The organism is Luteolibacter rhizosphaerae (genome assembly GCF_025950095.1).
Lineage (GTDB): Bacteria > Verrucomicrobiota > Verrucomicrobiia > Verrucomicrobiales > Akkermansiaceae > Haloferula > Haloferula rhizosphaerae.
The window spans coordinates 550737-566287 of record NZ_JAPDDR010000001.1 but is presented as its reverse complement, the minus strand read 5'-3'; the positions used below and the strand labels follow the sequence as shown (position 1 = coordinate 566287).

The window sequence follows — 15551 nt, the reverse complement described above, 5'->3', positions numbered from 1 at the left end:
CTCCATGCACCCGTGCTCCGATTTTTCCGGCGAAGGGCCGAGCCCGCTCGATCTCCCGATTCCTGCCGCGCTCAAGCAGCAATGGCTGGATCTCGCCACACGCCGTCAATTCCTCGGTCGCTCCGGCAAGGTTCTCGGCTGGGCCGGTCTGGCCAAGCTGATGACCGGTAATGCCATGGCATCCGGCGGCGGCGGTGATCACGGCGTGCTGCTGCCGCACTACGCTCCGAAGGCGAAGCGCGCGATCTACCTCTTCATGGCTGGCGCGCCTTCCCAGTTCGAGACATGGGATTACAAGCCGGAGCTTGCGAAGCGCTTCGACCAAGATCTGCCGGAGTCCGTCCGTGGCGGCCAAGTCCTGACCGGGATGACCGCTTCGCAGTCGCGCTTCCCGATCGCCCCCAGCATCTACGGATTCCAGCAGCACGGCCAAGCCGGCCACTGGGTAAACGAGCTCTTCCCGCACACCTCGAAGGTGTCCGACGAGTTCGCGATCATGAAGTCGCTCCATACCGACGCGATCAACCACGAGCCCGCGATCCTGCTGGCGAACTCCGGCAACATGGTTCCCGGCAAGGCATCGATCGGCTCGTGGATCTCCTACGGTCTCGGCTCGATGAACGAGGATCTTCCGACCTTCGTGGTGCTGACCTCGAAGCTGCCGATTTTCACGAACATCCAAGCCCTCTCCTCGCGCCTCTGGTCCTCCGGCTTCCTCTCTCCGGAGCACGCCGGCGTGGCCCTGCGCTCGGGTGGCGATCCGGTGATCCACCTCTCCAACCCGAAGGGGGTTAGCCGCGAACTGCGGCGCGCGATGATCGATGGCGTGAACGACATGAACCGCCAGCTCCACGAGCGCATCGGCGATCCCGAGACGAACGCCCGCATTGCCCAATACGAGATGGCCTTTCGCATGCAGGCCTCCGTGCCGGAACTCACCGATCTCTCAAACGAGCCGGAATCGATCTGGCAGATGTACGGACCGCGCGCGAAGGAACCGGGCACCTACGCCTACAACTGCCTGATGGCCCGCCGGATGGCGGAGCGGGGCGTGCGTTTCACCCAAATCTTCCACCGCGGCTGGGACCTCCACACCAACCTTCCCGCCGGGATGAAGACCCTCGCCGAGGACGTCGATCAACCGACCGCCGCCCTCATTGCCGATCTCAAGCAGCGTGGCCTGCTCGACGACACCCTGGTCGTCTGGGGCGGCGAGTTCGGCCGCACCGTATACTCGCAAGGCGGCCTCACCAAGGAGAACTACGGTCGTGATCACCATCCCCGCTGTTTCTCCATGTGGATGGCCGGCGGCGGCGTGAAGCCGGGCATGGTCTATGGCGAGACCGACGACTTCTCCTACAATATCGTAAAGGACCCGATGCACATCCGCGATCTCAACGCGACCATCCTGCATCTCCTCGGCATCGATCACGAGAAGCTCACCTTCAAGTTCCAAGGCCTCGAGCAAAAGCTCACCGGCGTGGAACCGGCCAAGGTGGTGAAGGAGCTGCTGGCGTAAAGTCGGCTGAATGACACCTTTCTCCGACGACTCGCCGACGGCCGGCGCGTAGGAAGGTGTCATCATGAAGCTCTTCCGCCTTCTCGCGCTGCTCCCCGCCCTCGCTTCGGCTCAGGAAAGTATCGAACGCCTTGATCCGGCGCTTGATGAAATCATCGCGCCGGACGCCAAGATCGAGACGCTCTGCAGTGGCTTCGATTGGGCGGAGGGTCCGGTATGGGACGAGAGGGAGAAGCGGCTGCTCTTCTCCGATGTCCCGAAGAATATCGTCTATCAGTGGAAGGAAGGCGACAAAGAGGCATCGATCTTCATGAAGCCCTCCGGCTTCACCGGCGTGGGCCAGTATGGCTCGGAGCCGGGCTCGAACGGGCTGGCGATGGACGAGAAGGGCGTGCTCTACTTCTGCGAACACGGTGACCGCCGCGTATCCTACCTCACCCCGGGCGGCGGCAAGCGCACCCTCGCCGACAACTTCAATGGCAAGCGCTTCAACTCGCCCAACGACCTCGCGATCGCTGCGAATGGCGACGTGTATTTCACCGATCCACCGTATGGCCTACCGGGTCGCGAGAAGGACACCGAGTTCAAGGAACTGCCCTTCCAAGGCGTCTTCCGCGTAACTCCTCAGGGCGTAGTCTCGCTCATCACCCGCGATCTGGATCGCCCGAACGGCGTGGCGCTCTCGCCAGACGGGAAGATCCTCTACGTGGCCCAATCCCACGGCCCGCTACCCGTGATCATGGCTTACCCGCTGAAAACCGACGGAAGCGCGGAAGCCGGCAAGGTCTTCTACAATTGCAAGGACCTCAAAGGTCCGGGTGCTCCCGACGGCATCAAGGTGGACTCCAAGGGAAATGTCTTCTCCACCGGCCCCGGCGGATGCCTGATCTTCAATCCCGAGGGCAAGCTCCTCGGTCGCATTCTCTGCGGCCGTCCGACCGCCAATGTGGCCTTCGGTGAAAGCGGTTCGCGTCTCTACCTCACTTCGGACGATCGCATCCTCCGCGTCGCCCTGAAGCGCTGAGCCTACAAGGCCTCCGCAATCACGATGCGATAGAAGCGTTTCCCGCCGGTCGGCATCCCGGGATCCGTCCATTGCTTGGGTTCCCCGTCCCCGACGAGAGGCGGGGAGCTAATCGGCCAAGTGGCGAGATCGTCGCTCGCCTCTACCCGGTAGCTTCTGCCGGGGCTGGTCGCAAAGCTTACGCTCCCCCCGCCTGCCGACCACTCGTAGCGGTCCGCCTGAAGCGGATTCAAGCCGAAGAGATACTCCTCCACGGTGCTCAGGCCGTCGCCGTCGTTGTCGGCGTTATCGGACACCGGGGTGTTGCCGAAGTGGAGGAGCTTCCAATTTGCGAAGCTCGACGATGCGGTTGCCGTGGCGGTGGCGGAAGGTAGCGAAGCGGCCGTGCCATTGAGCGTGATCACCCGATAATCGTAGCTGACCCCACCCGTCACGCCGCTATCCTCGTAGCTCGTGACTCCCGCTGCGAGTGTCGCGACTACCTCCCAACTCCCGCCACTGTCCCTTTCGATCCGATAGCCCGTTTCCACCGTCGAATCATCCGTCCACGCAAGCCGGATCCTGTCCAAGGTGGCCAGTGCCGAGAGCCCCTGCACCGGGCGCGGCTTCACCGGCACCGCCTGATGGGTGTAGCTCTTCCACGTCGTGGCAGCAGTCGCCGAACTGGCGATGCGGCCCGTGTAGGTGACGGATACCTGCGAGCCATCGTCATTCACGTCCATCAGGCCATAGCGTCCCGATCCCTCGCTCACGCCGCCGGAATAGGGCCCGCCCTTCTCAGAGCCGTCCCGCGTCAATGCCGCCGCATGAAATACCGGGATCCCCACCCCTGCCACGTAACTGTCGGTTGCACGACCGTCGTCATAGGCCAGCGCATGCATATCCCCTGAGATCACCACGACATTGCGAATGTCCTGGTCGCGAATGAACTCCAGCAGTTCCTTGCGTTCCGTGGCATAGGAACCCCAGTTGTCGCGCACCGAACCCACTTGAATCAAAGGCACCCCGCTCATCCATACGATCAAGGGCACCTCGGCATCGCGCGCAGCGATCAGCTCGTCCTTGAACCACTGCTTCTGCAGGACGCCCATCATCGACTTGTTCGAGTTGTCGGTATCCGAGTCGCGGTTCCGCTCGGAGCGGAGGTCGGAAAGGATGAAGCGCACGCGGCCACACGTGAAGGCCTGATAGATCGCTGCATCCGGACCTCCGGCAGGCAGAGGGTAGTGAGGGATCAACTCGCGATACACCCCGCGGTTCGCTGTGCGTCCGTCGCTCGTGCGGTCGGAGGTGTTGCCCGAGAAGTCATGATCATCCCAGATCCACGAGGTCGGCAGGTTCCGCACCATCTGACCCAGTTCGGGGCTCTCCGTGATCGAGTTGATGATGTTCTCCCGGTAAGGCACCGGATCATCCTCGTCCGTGTCCTCGTAGTTCAGGTCGCCCATGTGGATGAAGAAGAGCGGATTCTCGTGCAGGATCTTCAGGTGCACCCACTGCCCCGGCTCGTGCCAATCACCGCAGGAAGCGAAGCCGAAACGGAAGGATGCCGGACCGGCAGCAGGCAAGGTCTTGAAGCTTCCGGTCCTGCCTGCCGCAGTCTGCAAGACTCCACCAACCTCCATCGCGTAGAAGTAGCTTGTGGCGGGGCTCAGCCCGCTCACATCCAGCCGGACGTTGTTCCCGGACGCCGCTTGGGATATCTTCACGGCAGAGAAGATCGCATTACTGAAGTCCGCTTGCGTGGAGACTGCCAGTCTGGCTTGCAACCCGGGCGAAGCCAGATGGGCGGTGGCGGCAATCGAGCTCGGTGTGACCGCCCCGCACCACGGCCCAGCCATGATCGGCGAGGTTTGCGCATGGCTCAGGGATACGAAAAGAGATGCGAGGGCACAGTGGACCCGGTGGCTCATGGGAATTCGGAGGGGGATGTGGACGGTGTGGGGGGGACGACCATCCACCGGCCGAAACAGCACCGGTGTTCATGAAAATGATGGGCCGGACCGGCCCTACTTGCAAGCCCGCTCCTAAGGCCTGGCCTTGAGCAGGGCCTCACGGACCGTCTCCGGCGAGATCTCCTGCAGATTGTTGTGTCGACCGCCGGGAATCTCGGTGTAGCGCACCACATCCGGCACCTCCGCCGCCAGCTTGCGCGACATGGCGACCGGGATGGCTTCGTCATCCGAACCATGGATCACGAAGACCTCCGCGCCACCCTTGCGGTCCATCTCCTTCAGCCGCCCCAGATTGTCGAAGCGGTGCCAGACAATGAATCCAAGGTCCACGCCGAACATGGCCTTCGTCATGTCCATGCTGCTGGTGAAGGGCGTGAGGATCACCCCGCGCCGGATATCGAACTCCTCCGCCCCCATCAGGCACACGGCAGCCCCCAGGCTATGTCCGAAGAAACGCATCTTGTCCCGATCCGCCGGCAGGGACCATCCGAGTTCCGCCATGCCCGCAGGCACGGCGCCCTTCAGCGTGTTCCGGATCGTGCCGGGCCGAGGAGTGCCTGAACAGGCGCCGTAACCGGGCATGTCCATCAGCAGCCAGGCATCCTGCTCCGGCCCGTGCTCGCGAAGCCAGTTGGACCATTCCAGCACGAGGGTTGCGTTCCCGCCGCAGACTACCCAGAGCCGCTCGGGCTTGTCGGACTTGCTGAGCAGGTAAGCCTGCTGCTTGCCCTGCGCGGTGGTGTAGTCGATCACCCGCGTGCCGGGTTCCGCATCCCACCGGGAGACGTGGTCCGGGCCATAAGGCCGAGGAAAATAGATCAGATTCCCCTGACACCCCGCGAGCAGAAGGAGGACCGCGGCGATAGGAAGGATCGTCCACAAAAGCATGCGTCTGAAGATGGTGAAGCGGCGTGACATGGAGAAGGACAGAGGATATGAACCGGATCTTGAACGCAAAATCGAATCGTTAGGGCCCAACATCGAGAATTCCGATGGAGGAAGCCGCGGAATGCTGACACTCCCCCTTGCGAGAAGCACTCTGCTGCGATTGTATCATGCTTGCATGAAAAACCCGTTCTTCGCCTTGCTGCTCGCCCTACCCGCTTTTGCTGACGGGGCGACCTCCATCGATGCCATGAAGTCCGCCGCGGACTCCTTCCTCGGCAGCCTCGATGCCGAGAAACGTGCCAAGGCCTCATTTCCTTTCGAGTCCGATCAACGGGAGAACTTCAAATTCACGCCACAGAACCGCAGCGGCCTGCCGATCAAGGAGATGACGGAGGCGCAGCACATCGCCGCGATGAAGCTGCTGGACACCGTGCTCAGCGACAAGGGCAAGCTGAAGGCGGCCCAGATCATCACCTTGGAAGGCGTGCTGGCGGAGATGGAGAAGAATCCGACCTACCGGGACAACGGGAAATACTACGTTTCGATCTTCGGCACCCCGGGTGATGCCAAGGCGTGGGGCTGGAAGTTCGAGGGCCACCACCTCGCCCTGAACTACACGGTGATCAATGGCAAGGAAGTCGCCGTCACTCCGTCCTTCTTCGCGGCCAATCCCGGTGAAGTCCGCGAGGGCCCGCACAAGGGCATGCGCGTACTCGCCGCCGAGGAAGATCTGGCGATGGCTCTTGCCAATCTTCTTCTTGAAGCCGGGAAGAAGGAGGTGATCTTCAGCGAGAAAGCCCCCAGCGAGATCCTCACCGCGGAGAACCGCAAGGTCACCGCGCTGGAGCCCGTCGGCCTCCTCGCCTCCGAGATGAGCCCGGAGCAGAAGAAGGCCCTGCTCGCGCTGATCAACGAGTATATCGGACGCCACCGCAAGGAACTCGCCGATGCCGACATGCAGAAGATCGAGAAGGCCGGGATCGACAAGATCCGCTTTGGCTGGGCCGGCGGCACGAAGCGAGGCGAAGCGTGGTACTATCGCGTCCAAGGACCGACCTTCCTGATGGAGGCGGCGAATACCCAAAACAACGCAAACCACATCCACGCCACCTGGCGCGATTTCGAGGGCGACTTCGGTCACGACAAGTTGAGCGAGCACTACCACCAGCATGAGCTGGATGGGGGGGATCATTGAAGATCTACGCTCACGCCGGGCCGCCTTTGAAATTCCCGCGAAAGATTTCGCCGCTTTCTGGTAAACCCGGGTGGAGATGTCCGCCGAAACCCATAGCCCCGAGGAAAGGATCGTAGGTCTGATCGCCCGGCACCAGCCGGAGATCCACCGCTACATCCTGTCCCTGCTGCCCGACCGCATGCTGGCGGACGATGTGGCACAGGAGACGAATCTCGTGCTGTGGCGGAAGGCGGCGGAATACGATCCGGCCCAGCCTTTCCTCCCGTGGGCCTTCACCATCGCCCTCTACCAAGTGAAGGCCGCCCGCCGCGATGCCGGCCGGGACCGCCACGTCTTCGATGATTCGCTGGTGGAGATTTTGGCCGCCGAATGCCGTGAAGAAAGCGCGGGCGAACTGGAGCAAGCCTTGGAAAGGTGTCTGCACGAGCTGACGCAGCGCCAGCGCGAGCTGATCCTTGCCCGCTATGCGCCCGGCTCCTCGGTCCAGCACTTGGCGGAGCAGCGCGGGCAGACACCGACAGCCCTCTCGCTAGCCCTCATGCGGATCCGCAAGGCGCTCGAAACCTGTATCGAGCGCAAGCTCGCCACGCCATGAAAGAAGACCGTCTTGATCTCCTCCTTCATGCGCTTTTCGAGGGTTCTCTCGGGGAGGCGGAGCGTGGGGAATTGAACGATCTCTTGCGGAGCAGCTCCGAGAACCGCACCCGCTACCGCCGGGCGGCGGCCCTGCATTCCGCTCTCATCCGCAAAGCGGCGGCGCCCTCCTATTTCGAGGCGGCGGCCCCGCAGAAAAAGCCTCTGCCCTTCTACCGCCGCCACCGTCTGGCCGCGGTGGCGGTGCTGACTCTCACCGCAGCCCTTGCCACCTTCTTCATATCCCGGCCTCGCGGACCGATCGCCAACGTGGTCGATGCCCAAGGCGTGGCATGGTCGGAAGGCTCCCCCACTCCTTCCAGCGGGCGGCTCCCCGTGGCGGTGCCAGTGGAGTTCCGCCGCGGCTTCATCAAGCTCGGCTTCCCCAGCGGGGCCAGTGTCGTGCTGGAAGGACCATGCCGCTTCCGTCTCGATGAGAAGGAAGCGCTGTCCGTGTCCCACGGCCGTGTCTCCGTTCACACGCCGGATGGCGCAGAGGGCTTTCGTATCGATACTCCCGGCGGGCGATTCGTGGATCTCGGCACGGAGTTCGGCCTTGCGGTCGGAAGCGATGGAGCGGCCCCCGTCGTCCTAACAGAAGTCTTCAAGGGCGAGGTGGAAGTGCAGACCACACAACAAGCGCCGACCCGTCTCGGCGTCGGAGAAAGCCGCGCGCTGGTGCGCGAATCCGGCAGACCGAAGCTGCTCGCCGCCCTCGACGAATCCCCGGTGATGCTGGTCAATCACACCCGCATCTCACCCGGCACACAGCAGGAGGAAGGAAACCTGGCGCTCGGCAAGCCGGTCTTCAGCCCGGGCTACTGCACCCGCCCGCACGGCTCCATCTTCCCGCCGGACAATCTCACGGATGGCCGCCTCAATGACAGCGGCGTGCCGGGTGATTGGTCCTTCTGGCTCGCACCGGATGGCGAGAACGGCGAGTTCACGGTTGACCTGCTAGAAGAATCGACGGTGGGTAGCGTCGCCCTGCAGAACACGAACAACCGCGATATCGACGACCGCGGCACGGCAGTGTTCGAGGTCTTCGGATCGCTTGATAACAAGAGCTTCTTCCCCCTCACCGAAGGCGAGTTGCCACGCATCGCGGTGAAGCGCGGCGAGGAGTTCCCCTTTCATCGCTTCACCTTCGGGCCGCAGCAGCTTCGTTACGTGAAAGTGGTGGTAAGCTCCCACTACGCCCACCCGAAGCGGAAGCCGGACCACCCCTGCCAAGGAGGAGGCTTGAACGAGATCCAGATTTTCGAGCAATGAGTTTTCCCCGCATCATGCCTTGGGTGCTCGGCTTCCCGCTCTTGGCTCCACCCGCCATGGCCGAGGTCGATTTCGCCCGCGAGGTGCGACCCATCTTCAATGCCCACTGCACCGCTTGCCATGGGGGTGTGAAGGAGGCGGGTGAAGTCTCCTTCATCTATCGGGAGAAGGCGCTCGGGAAGGGAGAGTCCGGCAAGGAGATCATCGTCCCGGGCGATCCGGATGCCTCGGAGATGATCACCCGCATCGTATCGACGGATCCGGACGAGGTGATGCCGAAGCCCGAGCATGGACCACCACTCGCCGCGAAGGAGATCGAAACGCTGCGGCAGTGGATCAAGGAAGGGGCCCGCTGGGGAGAGCACTGGTCCTTCGTCGCGCCCCGGACTCATCCGATTCCTGCAATCAAGGACAAGGCTTGGCCCCGGAATGACGTCGACCGCTTCCTGCTCGCGCGCATGGAGAAGGAGGGACTGCATCCCGCTAAGGAAGCAGGGAAAGCGGCACTCCTGCGGCGGCTTTCCCTCGACCTCACCGGACTTCCGCCTTCCGTGGAGGAGCTTGAGGCCTTCCAGAACGACGAGTCGCCCTCCGCTTATCAAAAGCAGGTCGATCGCCTGCTCGCCTCGCCGCGCTTCGGCGAGCGCTGGGCCAGCGTGTGGATGGATCTCGCCCGCTACGCCGACTCGGAAGGCCTCGGAATCGATAGCCGCCGTGATGTTTGGAAATATCGCGACTGGTTGATCGAAGCATTCAACCGCGACCTCCCCTACGATCAATTCACCATCGAGCAACTCGCAGGTGATCTCCTCCCGCAAGCGAGCATCGATCAACGGATCGCCACGACTTTCCACCGCTTGAGCCAGGCGAACAACGAGGGCGGCACCGACGATGAGGAGTTCCGGGTGGCTGCCGTGCTGGACCGGGTGAACACCACTTGGGAGGTGTGGCAGGGGACCACGATGGCCTGCGTGCAGTGCCACAGCCACCCCTACGATCCCATCGAGCACCGCGACTACTACCGCTTCGCCGCCTTCTTCAACCAAAGCGTGGATGCGGATGTGCCGGAGAGTCATCCGCTGCTGCGGGTGCCGCTTGATCCCAGCCGTCACGCCGAAGCCGGTGCGCTGGAGGACAAGATTTCGGGCCTTGAGGAAGACCTTCATCAACGACGTGTCTCCCTCGCCTCCCGCACTCGCTGGACGAGTCCGACGGGAGTGAGCGGCAGCAGCCAGAAGGCGAAGCTGGAGATCGTGCCTCACCAAGGTGTCGAAGAATTCCGGACGATTGGCAATGTTGCAGCCGGTGCGATCCACATCTTGGATATTCCGAAGCCTGTCGGGCTACGGCAGCTCGGCGCCGTCCGGGTGGAAATTCGTCCGGTAGACGAGAAGACCGCCCTGCACACGCCGGAGTGGGGCGCGATGATCCGGAAGTTCGGGCTCCAGCTTGTGGATCGCGAGGGCAAGACCACCGATATCCCGATCGCCGAAATCGTGGCGGACGAAGCCCATCCTCCTTTCGATCCGAATCAATCCATCAAAGGCTCTAACAACGGGTGGGGACAATACACGAAGATCTTCAAACCACGCCACGCCATCCTCGTCCCAGCTGCACCGGTCGAGTGGGATGGCGACTCCACCCTGCGCGTGACTCTCGCCCATTCGACCAGCTCTGCCGGCGGGGCTTATCCTCTCATCGCCAAGCGCGGATGTATCGCCATCACGGACGAAGCGGAATGGGCGCGGAAGGATCCGATCATCGAAGCCTGGAAGCAAGATCTCGCCACGACTCGTAAGGCGCTCGCTGCAATGCCCGCGACCACCACGCCCGTCATGCGCGATCTGGCCCCCGAACTCGCGCGTGAAACTCGCCTCTTCACCCGCGGCAACTGGATCGACAAGGGCGAGCTGATCGGGAAGGCCGGCACGCCCGCGGTCCTTCCGCCCATGGAGGGAAAGAAGCCTGACCGTCTCACGATGGCGCGCTGGATCGCCTCGCCCCAGAACCCGCTCACATCCCGGGTCGCGGTAAACCGCTTCTGGCTCGAACTCTTCGGCACCGGCATCGTGCCGACACCCGAGGACTTCGGCTCGGCGGGTGAAAGGCCGACCCATCCCGAGCTTCTGGATACCTTGGCGGTCCGCTTCCAGACCGAGATGAAGTGGAGCATGAAAGGATTGCTGCGCGAACTCGTGAGCAGCGCGGCCTACCGGCAGGATGCCACCCTGAGCCCGGAGCTTGCGGAGCGCGATGCCGACAACCGCTTGCTCGCCCGCGGACCGCGGCAGCGACTCACCGGAGAGATGGCCCGCGACCACGCCCTGTCCGCGGCAGGCCTCATTGCCCAGCGTCTCGGCGGAGCACCTGCCCATCCGCCCCTACCGGAAGGCGTGTGGCGCCCCTTCGACTCCGGCGACAAGTGGACCACGCCCGCCGAGGGCAATCCCGACCGCTACCGCCGCTCGGTCTACACCTACTGGAAGCGCAGTATCCCCTACCCCACCTTCGCCACTTTCGATGCTCCCTCCCGGGAACTCTGCTCGAAACGACGGATCCTCTCGAACACGCCGATCCAGGCTCTGGCCGTGCTGAACGATCCGGCCTTCAACGAGTGCGCCAAAGGCCTCGCCCGGCGCATGAAATACGAGGCCAGCGGCAGCGTGGACGAACGCCTCTCCTACGGCTTCCGTCTCGCGACTTCCCGCCAGATCACGCCGGATCGCTTGGAGGAGTTGCGCGCGCTCTTCTCCAAGCTCGAAGCCGACTACACCGCGAATCCTTCCCTCCGCGAAGGCATGGCCGGAACTGCCGATGGAGCCTCCTACACCGTGGTCGCCTCCGTCCTCCTGAATCTCGATGAAGCCCTGATCCGCTAAGCCATGTCACCCTACCTCCAGCGCGAATCGCTCCATCACGTCACGCGGCGGCGCTTCTTGCGCGATTGCCCCGCGGGGATCGGAGCCTTGTGGATGGCCAGCCAAGGGGTATCCGCAGGAGCGGGCAAGCTGAAGATTCAGCACGATCCCTCCGCCCCGCTCGCGCCCTTGCTGCCATCCTTCGCCCCGAAGGCGAAGCGGGTGATCTACTTGCACATGGATGGCGCGCCGAGCCAGCTCGAGCTCTTCGACTACAAGCCGCAGCTTGTGCGCTACAATGGCAAGGAGTGCCCGAAGGAGTTCTTGGAAGGCCAGCGCTTCGCCTTCATCCAAGGCGTGCCGAAGATGCTGGGTCCGCAGTTCGAATTCAAGCAATACGGCCAATCGGGCGCATGGGTCTCCGATCGCCTGCCCGAACTGGCGAAGCACGTGGACAAGCTCTGCTTCATCAAAACGATGCAGACGGACCAATTCAACCACGGTCCGGCACAACTTCTCCTCCATACTGGCAACCAGAATCTAGGCTATCCCGCGATGGGTTCATGGCTCACCTGGGGCCTCGGCACGGAGAACCAGAATCTGCCCGGGTTCATGGTCCTCATTTCCGGCGGGCGCTTTCCACGCGCGGGTGCCTCGCTCTGGGGCAGCGGTTTCCTTCCCTCCGTCTATCAGGGTGTGCAGTGCCGCTCGGCGGGCGACCCGATTCTCAACACGACCAACCCTCCAGGAATCAACCGTGATATCCGCCGTGCCGCGCTCGACACCCTGGCCAAGCTCAATGCGAAGTCCCACCAAGACTTCGGCGATCCCGAGACGATCACGCGAATTGCCCAGTATGAGATGGCCTACCGCATGCAGGTCTCGGTTCCGGAGGTGATGAGCATCAAGGACGAGCCCGCGCACATCCACGAACTTTACGGCACCGAACCGGGCAAAGACTCCTTCGCGAACAACTGCCTGCTCGCCCGCCGCCTCGCGGAGTCCGGCGTGCGCTTCATCCAGCTCTTCGACTGGGGCTGGGACTCGCATGGATCGAATGCTTCGGAGGCTCTCAACGACGGCTTCGTGAAGAAGTGCCGCGATATCGATCGCCCCGTTGCCGCCCTCCTCACCGACCTTGAACAGCGCGGCATGCTGGAGGACACGCTTGTCATCTGGGGCGGCGAGTTCGGCCGCACGCCCATGCAGGAGAACCGCGGCGGCGGCGATGGCAACCGCTTCACCGGCCGCGACCACAATCCGAACGCCTTCACCATCTGGATGGCCGGTGCCGGCGTGAGGCCGGGCGTCACCTACGGGGAGACGGATGAAATGGGCTATCACGTGGCACGCGATCCCGTCCACCTGCGCGACTTGCACGCTACCATGCTGCACCTTTTCGGCTTCGATCACCAGCGTCTCAGCTATCCCTTCCAAGGCCTCGACCAGAAGCTCACCGGTGTGAAACCGGCCAAGCTGGTGAAGGGCATCCTCGCCTGAAGAAAATTTTCACGAGCGGCGAGGGGTAGATGGCGTGACAGACGTTGGAAGGGTGAATGCCGCTTTCCAAAGATCTTCTGCAGCGACTCTCCGCGTCCGTCCTGATCGCGCTCGCGATCAGCAATTGCCGGGAGAAACCGCAGCCGATCGCCCAGCCCCGGGAAGCTCCGCCACCGGTGGAGGCACCGACGCCAACTCCGCGTCTGAAGATCGCAACCGTGGACGTGCAGCAGGTCTTCAAAGACTACCATCGCACCGCTGCTTACCAGAAAGAACAGCACGCCCAAGTGGCGCTAATCCAGAGCAAGGCGAATGAGCGCCTTGAAGTCATTCGGCAACTCGAGGCCGACATCCGGACCCTCGACAAGCAACTTGCCGACCCGGCAATCGCCCCCGCCAAGAAACAGGTGCTCGTCGAAGAGCGTCGAAGCAAATTCCAGGATGGCGTGGCGCTCGAACGAGAGCGCACCGAGTTCATGCAAAGCAAGCACAAGGCTCTGCAGGAAAACTCCGCCGAACGCGCCCGGGCCTTCCTCGATGAGATCCAGGTCCACATCGCCGAGAAAGCAAAGGAGGGAGGCATCGACTACGTCTTCGATAAGTCCGCCTCCGGCTTCATTCAGACCCCCTTCTTCATTCACACCCCGGAGGCTGACGACATGACCGCCGAGGTCATCGCCAGCCTGAACCGCGACGCTCCACGCCAAGAGGAGGCTGGCCTTCACAAGGATACCCGATAGACATGAACGCTTGATGCCCCCGGATGTGGTCAGCCTGACCCGCGGATTGACACGCTGCGATGAAGCCGCGTGGCGGGAGTTCCACGTCCATTACTTCCCGCTTCTCAAATCCATGGCACTGGCACGCGGCATTCCCGATTGCGAGGCGAGCGAGATCGTCCAGCGCGTCTACCTCCGGGTGCTCCGGCATGCGAAGGTCTTTCACCATGGCTCCGACTTCGAAGCATGGCTCTCCTGTCTCACCCGCTGCGAGGCGGTCGACAAACTCCGCAGCAATCACCGCCGCACATGGCTGGGTGAGCGCTTCCAGCAGTGGCAGGAACTTCGCCGCCCCATCCCCGACGAGGGCGACGATCGGCTCGAATCCGCAATGCTTTCGCTGGAAGAAGAGGACCGTCGCCTCCTGACCCGTCATTATGTCGATGGCTGGTCCCAAGACGAACTGGCCGCCGAGCAACAGATCTCCACCAAGGCCCTTGAATCCAAACTCGCCCGGCTCCGCCGTCGCCTGCGCGGACTGATCGAGAACCCCGATACTTGCTGACCGATGAACTCTCCGGACCCGATTCTCGATTCGCTGCTGGATGCCGTCAGAAGCACCAAAAAGCAGCGTCGCACCCGACGCCGGGTCCTGCTTGGCATCGCTTGCATCTGCGCGGCCACGGGCACCCTGAGCTTCACGAAGAACACATCGGAGAGTCCTCTCGCCGCACAGATTCCCGCTCCGGTGCAAGAAGCAGCCCCCGAGGCTCCCATGTTAGCGATGGTTGTTTGGAAAAACGGCGCCCCCTGCCTGGAGGAACTGCCCGCGGAAGACCTCGGGCTGGTCCAACTCCAATTCGGGCTCGACCCCGTTCTGGCCTACCCTGACACCGCCTGGCAGAATCCCTTGAACTGAAAGGCCCTTCAATCTGTCGCGAAGGGGGCTTCCATTTTCCGGTGGCACTTGCTTTAGCTCCCGGCGCATCATTCGTACCACTCGAATGAGTCAGAACCCGTGGAAAGACCGCCCCTGCGGCGAACGTTCCACCTTACCCTATCCGAACATGATGAAACGCCGCTCCCTCTTCACGATGGTCCCCGCCGCCTCCGCCTTGCTCGCGCTGCGCTCGCAGGGCAAGACGATCGCCCCGGAAGCTCTCACTCCCGCCGGTTTCGCGATCTCCGTGCAGTGCTGGTCGCTGAAGGAATTCACCCTCTGGGAAGCCATCGAGAAGTCCGCTGCCGCCGGTGCCACCGCGGTGGAAGTCTTCCCGGGCCAGAAGATCGGCGGCGATCTCGGCGATGCGAAGCTCGATCCCTCCCTCTCCGACGAGAACATCACCAAGCTCCTCGCCTACGCGAAGGACAAGGGCATCACCCCGGTGAACTTCGGCGTGACCGGCATCTCCAAGGATGAAGCCGAAGCCCGCAAGACCTTTGAATTCGCCAAGAAGATGGGCCTGTATGGTGTGACCACCGAATCGCTCGACGCCCTCGACACCCTGGAGAAGCTCGCGAAGGAATACGACATCAAGGTCTGCTTCCACAATCACCCGAAGCCTACCTCCCTCTGGGATCCCAACAAGATCTGGGAAGCGATCAAGGATCGTCACGCCAACATCGGCTACTGCGCCGATCTCGGCCACTGGGCCACCTCCGGCCTCGATCCGCTCGAAGTGATCAAGAAGGTCGCGCCGCGCGTGCACTCCTTCCACATGAAGGATCGCGAAGCGATCGGCAAGTGGACCCACGACCGTCCCTTCGGCACAGGTGTCATTGATAACATCGCGATCCTTGATGAGGTGCGGAAGCACGGCTTCGCCGGTAACGTGACGATCGAATACGAGCACAACTGGAAGACCAACGTGCCGGAGATCGCCCAATGCGTCGGCTACCTGCGCGCCTACTCCAAGTTCAAGAAAGCCTAACAAGGGGGCCTAACAAAAGGCTTCAAAACGAAAGGAGGACCGCTTGGTCCTCCTTTT

Annotated in this window: 13 protein-coding genes; 11 read left to right on the top strand and 2 right to left on the bottom strand. The window is 62.8% G+C overall.

The window, feature by feature from the left end; translation table 11 throughout:
• The first annotated feature begins 4 nt into the window (after nt 1–4).
• On the top strand, nt 5–1519 hold the full coding sequence (locus tag OJ996_RS02305) for a DUF1501 domain-containing protein (RefSeq protein ID WP_264510727.1): 1515 nt from the start codon (nt 5–7) through the stop codon (nt 1517–1519).
• A gap of 64 nt (nt 1520–1583) precedes the next feature.
• The gene (locus OJ996_RS02300; protein WP_264510725.1) at nt 1584–2543 is read left to right on the top strand and encodes an SMP-30/gluconolactonase/LRE family protein; all 960 of its coding nucleotides are present in this window, start codon (nt 1584–1586) and stop codon (nt 2541–2543) included.
• Nucleotides 2544–2545: 2 nt separating this feature from the next.
• Here OJ996_RS02300 and OJ996_RS02295 read toward each other — a convergent pair whose 3' ends face one another.
• Both OJ996_RS02295 and OJ996_RS02290 read right to left on the bottom strand, forming a co-directional pair.
• Complete coding sequence (locus tag OJ996_RS02295) at nt 2546–4456, bottom strand: alkaline phosphatase D family protein (protein ID WP_264510723.1); 1911 nt, start codon at nt 4454–4456, stop codon at nt 2546–2548.
• Between the two features lie 114 nt (nt 4457–4570).
• Nucleotides 4571–5416, bottom strand: coding sequence for an alpha/beta hydrolase (locus OJ996_RS02290; RefSeq protein ID WP_264510721.1), 846 nt, complete (start codon nt 5414–5416; stop codon nt 4571–4573).
• Nucleotides 5417–5561: 145 nt separating this feature from the next.
• On the opposite strand from OJ996_RS02290, the gene OJ996_RS02285 reads away from it, so the two are divergent.
• The 9 genes from OJ996_RS02285 to OJ996_RS02245 all read left to right on the top strand — a co-directional run bounded on the left by OJ996_RS02285 (nt 5562) and on the right by OJ996_RS02245 (nt 15494).
• The gene (locus OJ996_RS02285; protein ID WP_264510719.1) at nt 5562–6581 is read left to right on the top strand and encodes a DUF3500 domain-containing protein; all 1020 of its coding nucleotides are present in this window, start codon (nt 5562–5564) and stop codon (nt 6579–6581) included.
• Nucleotides 6582–6657: 76 nt separating this feature from the next.
• The gene (locus tag OJ996_RS02280; RefSeq protein WP_264510717.1) at nt 6658–7176 is read left to right on the top strand and encodes a sigma-70 family RNA polymerase sigma factor; all 519 of its coding nucleotides are present in this window, start codon (nt 6658–6660) and stop codon (nt 7174–7176) included.
• The gene (locus tag OJ996_RS02275) at nt 7173–8486 is read left to right on the top strand and encodes a discoidin domain-containing protein (protein ID WP_264510715.1); all 1314 of its coding nucleotides are present in this window, start codon (nt 7173–7175) and stop codon (nt 8484–8486) included. The genes OJ996_RS02280 and OJ996_RS02275 overlap by 4 nt, the downstream gene beginning before the upstream one ends.
• Nucleotides 8483–11365 carry a PSD1 and planctomycete cytochrome C domain-containing protein gene (locus tag OJ996_RS02270; protein WP_264510713.1) on the top strand — a complete coding sequence of 961 codons (2883 nt, stop codon included), beginning with the start codon at nt 8483–8485 and terminating at the stop codon, nt 11363–11365. The genes OJ996_RS02275 and OJ996_RS02270 overlap by 4 nt, the downstream gene beginning before the upstream one ends.
• Before the next feature lie 3 nt (nt 11366–11368).
• The gene (locus OJ996_RS02265; protein WP_264510711.1) at nt 11369–12844 is read left to right on the top strand and encodes a DUF1501 domain-containing protein; all 1476 of its coding nucleotides are present in this window, start codon (nt 11369–11371) and stop codon (nt 12842–12844) included.
• Nucleotides 12845–12900: 56 nt separating this feature from the next.
• Nucleotides 12901–13584, top strand: coding sequence for an OmpH/Skp family outer membrane protein (locus OJ996_RS02260; RefSeq protein WP_264510709.1), 684 nt, complete (start codon nt 12901–12903; stop codon nt 13582–13584).
• Between the two features lie 13 nt (nt 13585–13597).
• Complete coding sequence (locus OJ996_RS02255; RefSeq protein WP_264510707.1) at nt 13598–14128, top strand: RNA polymerase sigma factor; 531 nt, start codon at nt 13598–13600, stop codon at nt 14126–14128.
• A gap of 3 nt (nt 14129–14131) precedes the next feature.
• Entirely contained in the window at nt 14132–14482 is a 351-nt protein-coding gene (locus OJ996_RS02250; RefSeq protein WP_264510705.1) for a hypothetical protein, read from the top strand.
• Between the two features lie 151 nt (nt 14483–14633).
• Nucleotides 14634–15494 carry a sugar phosphate isomerase/epimerase family protein gene (locus OJ996_RS02245; protein WP_264510704.1) on the top strand — a complete coding sequence of 287 codons (861 nt, stop codon included), beginning with the start codon at nt 14634–14636 and terminating at the stop codon, nt 15492–15494.
• Nucleotides 15495–15551: the final 57 nt, after the last annotated feature.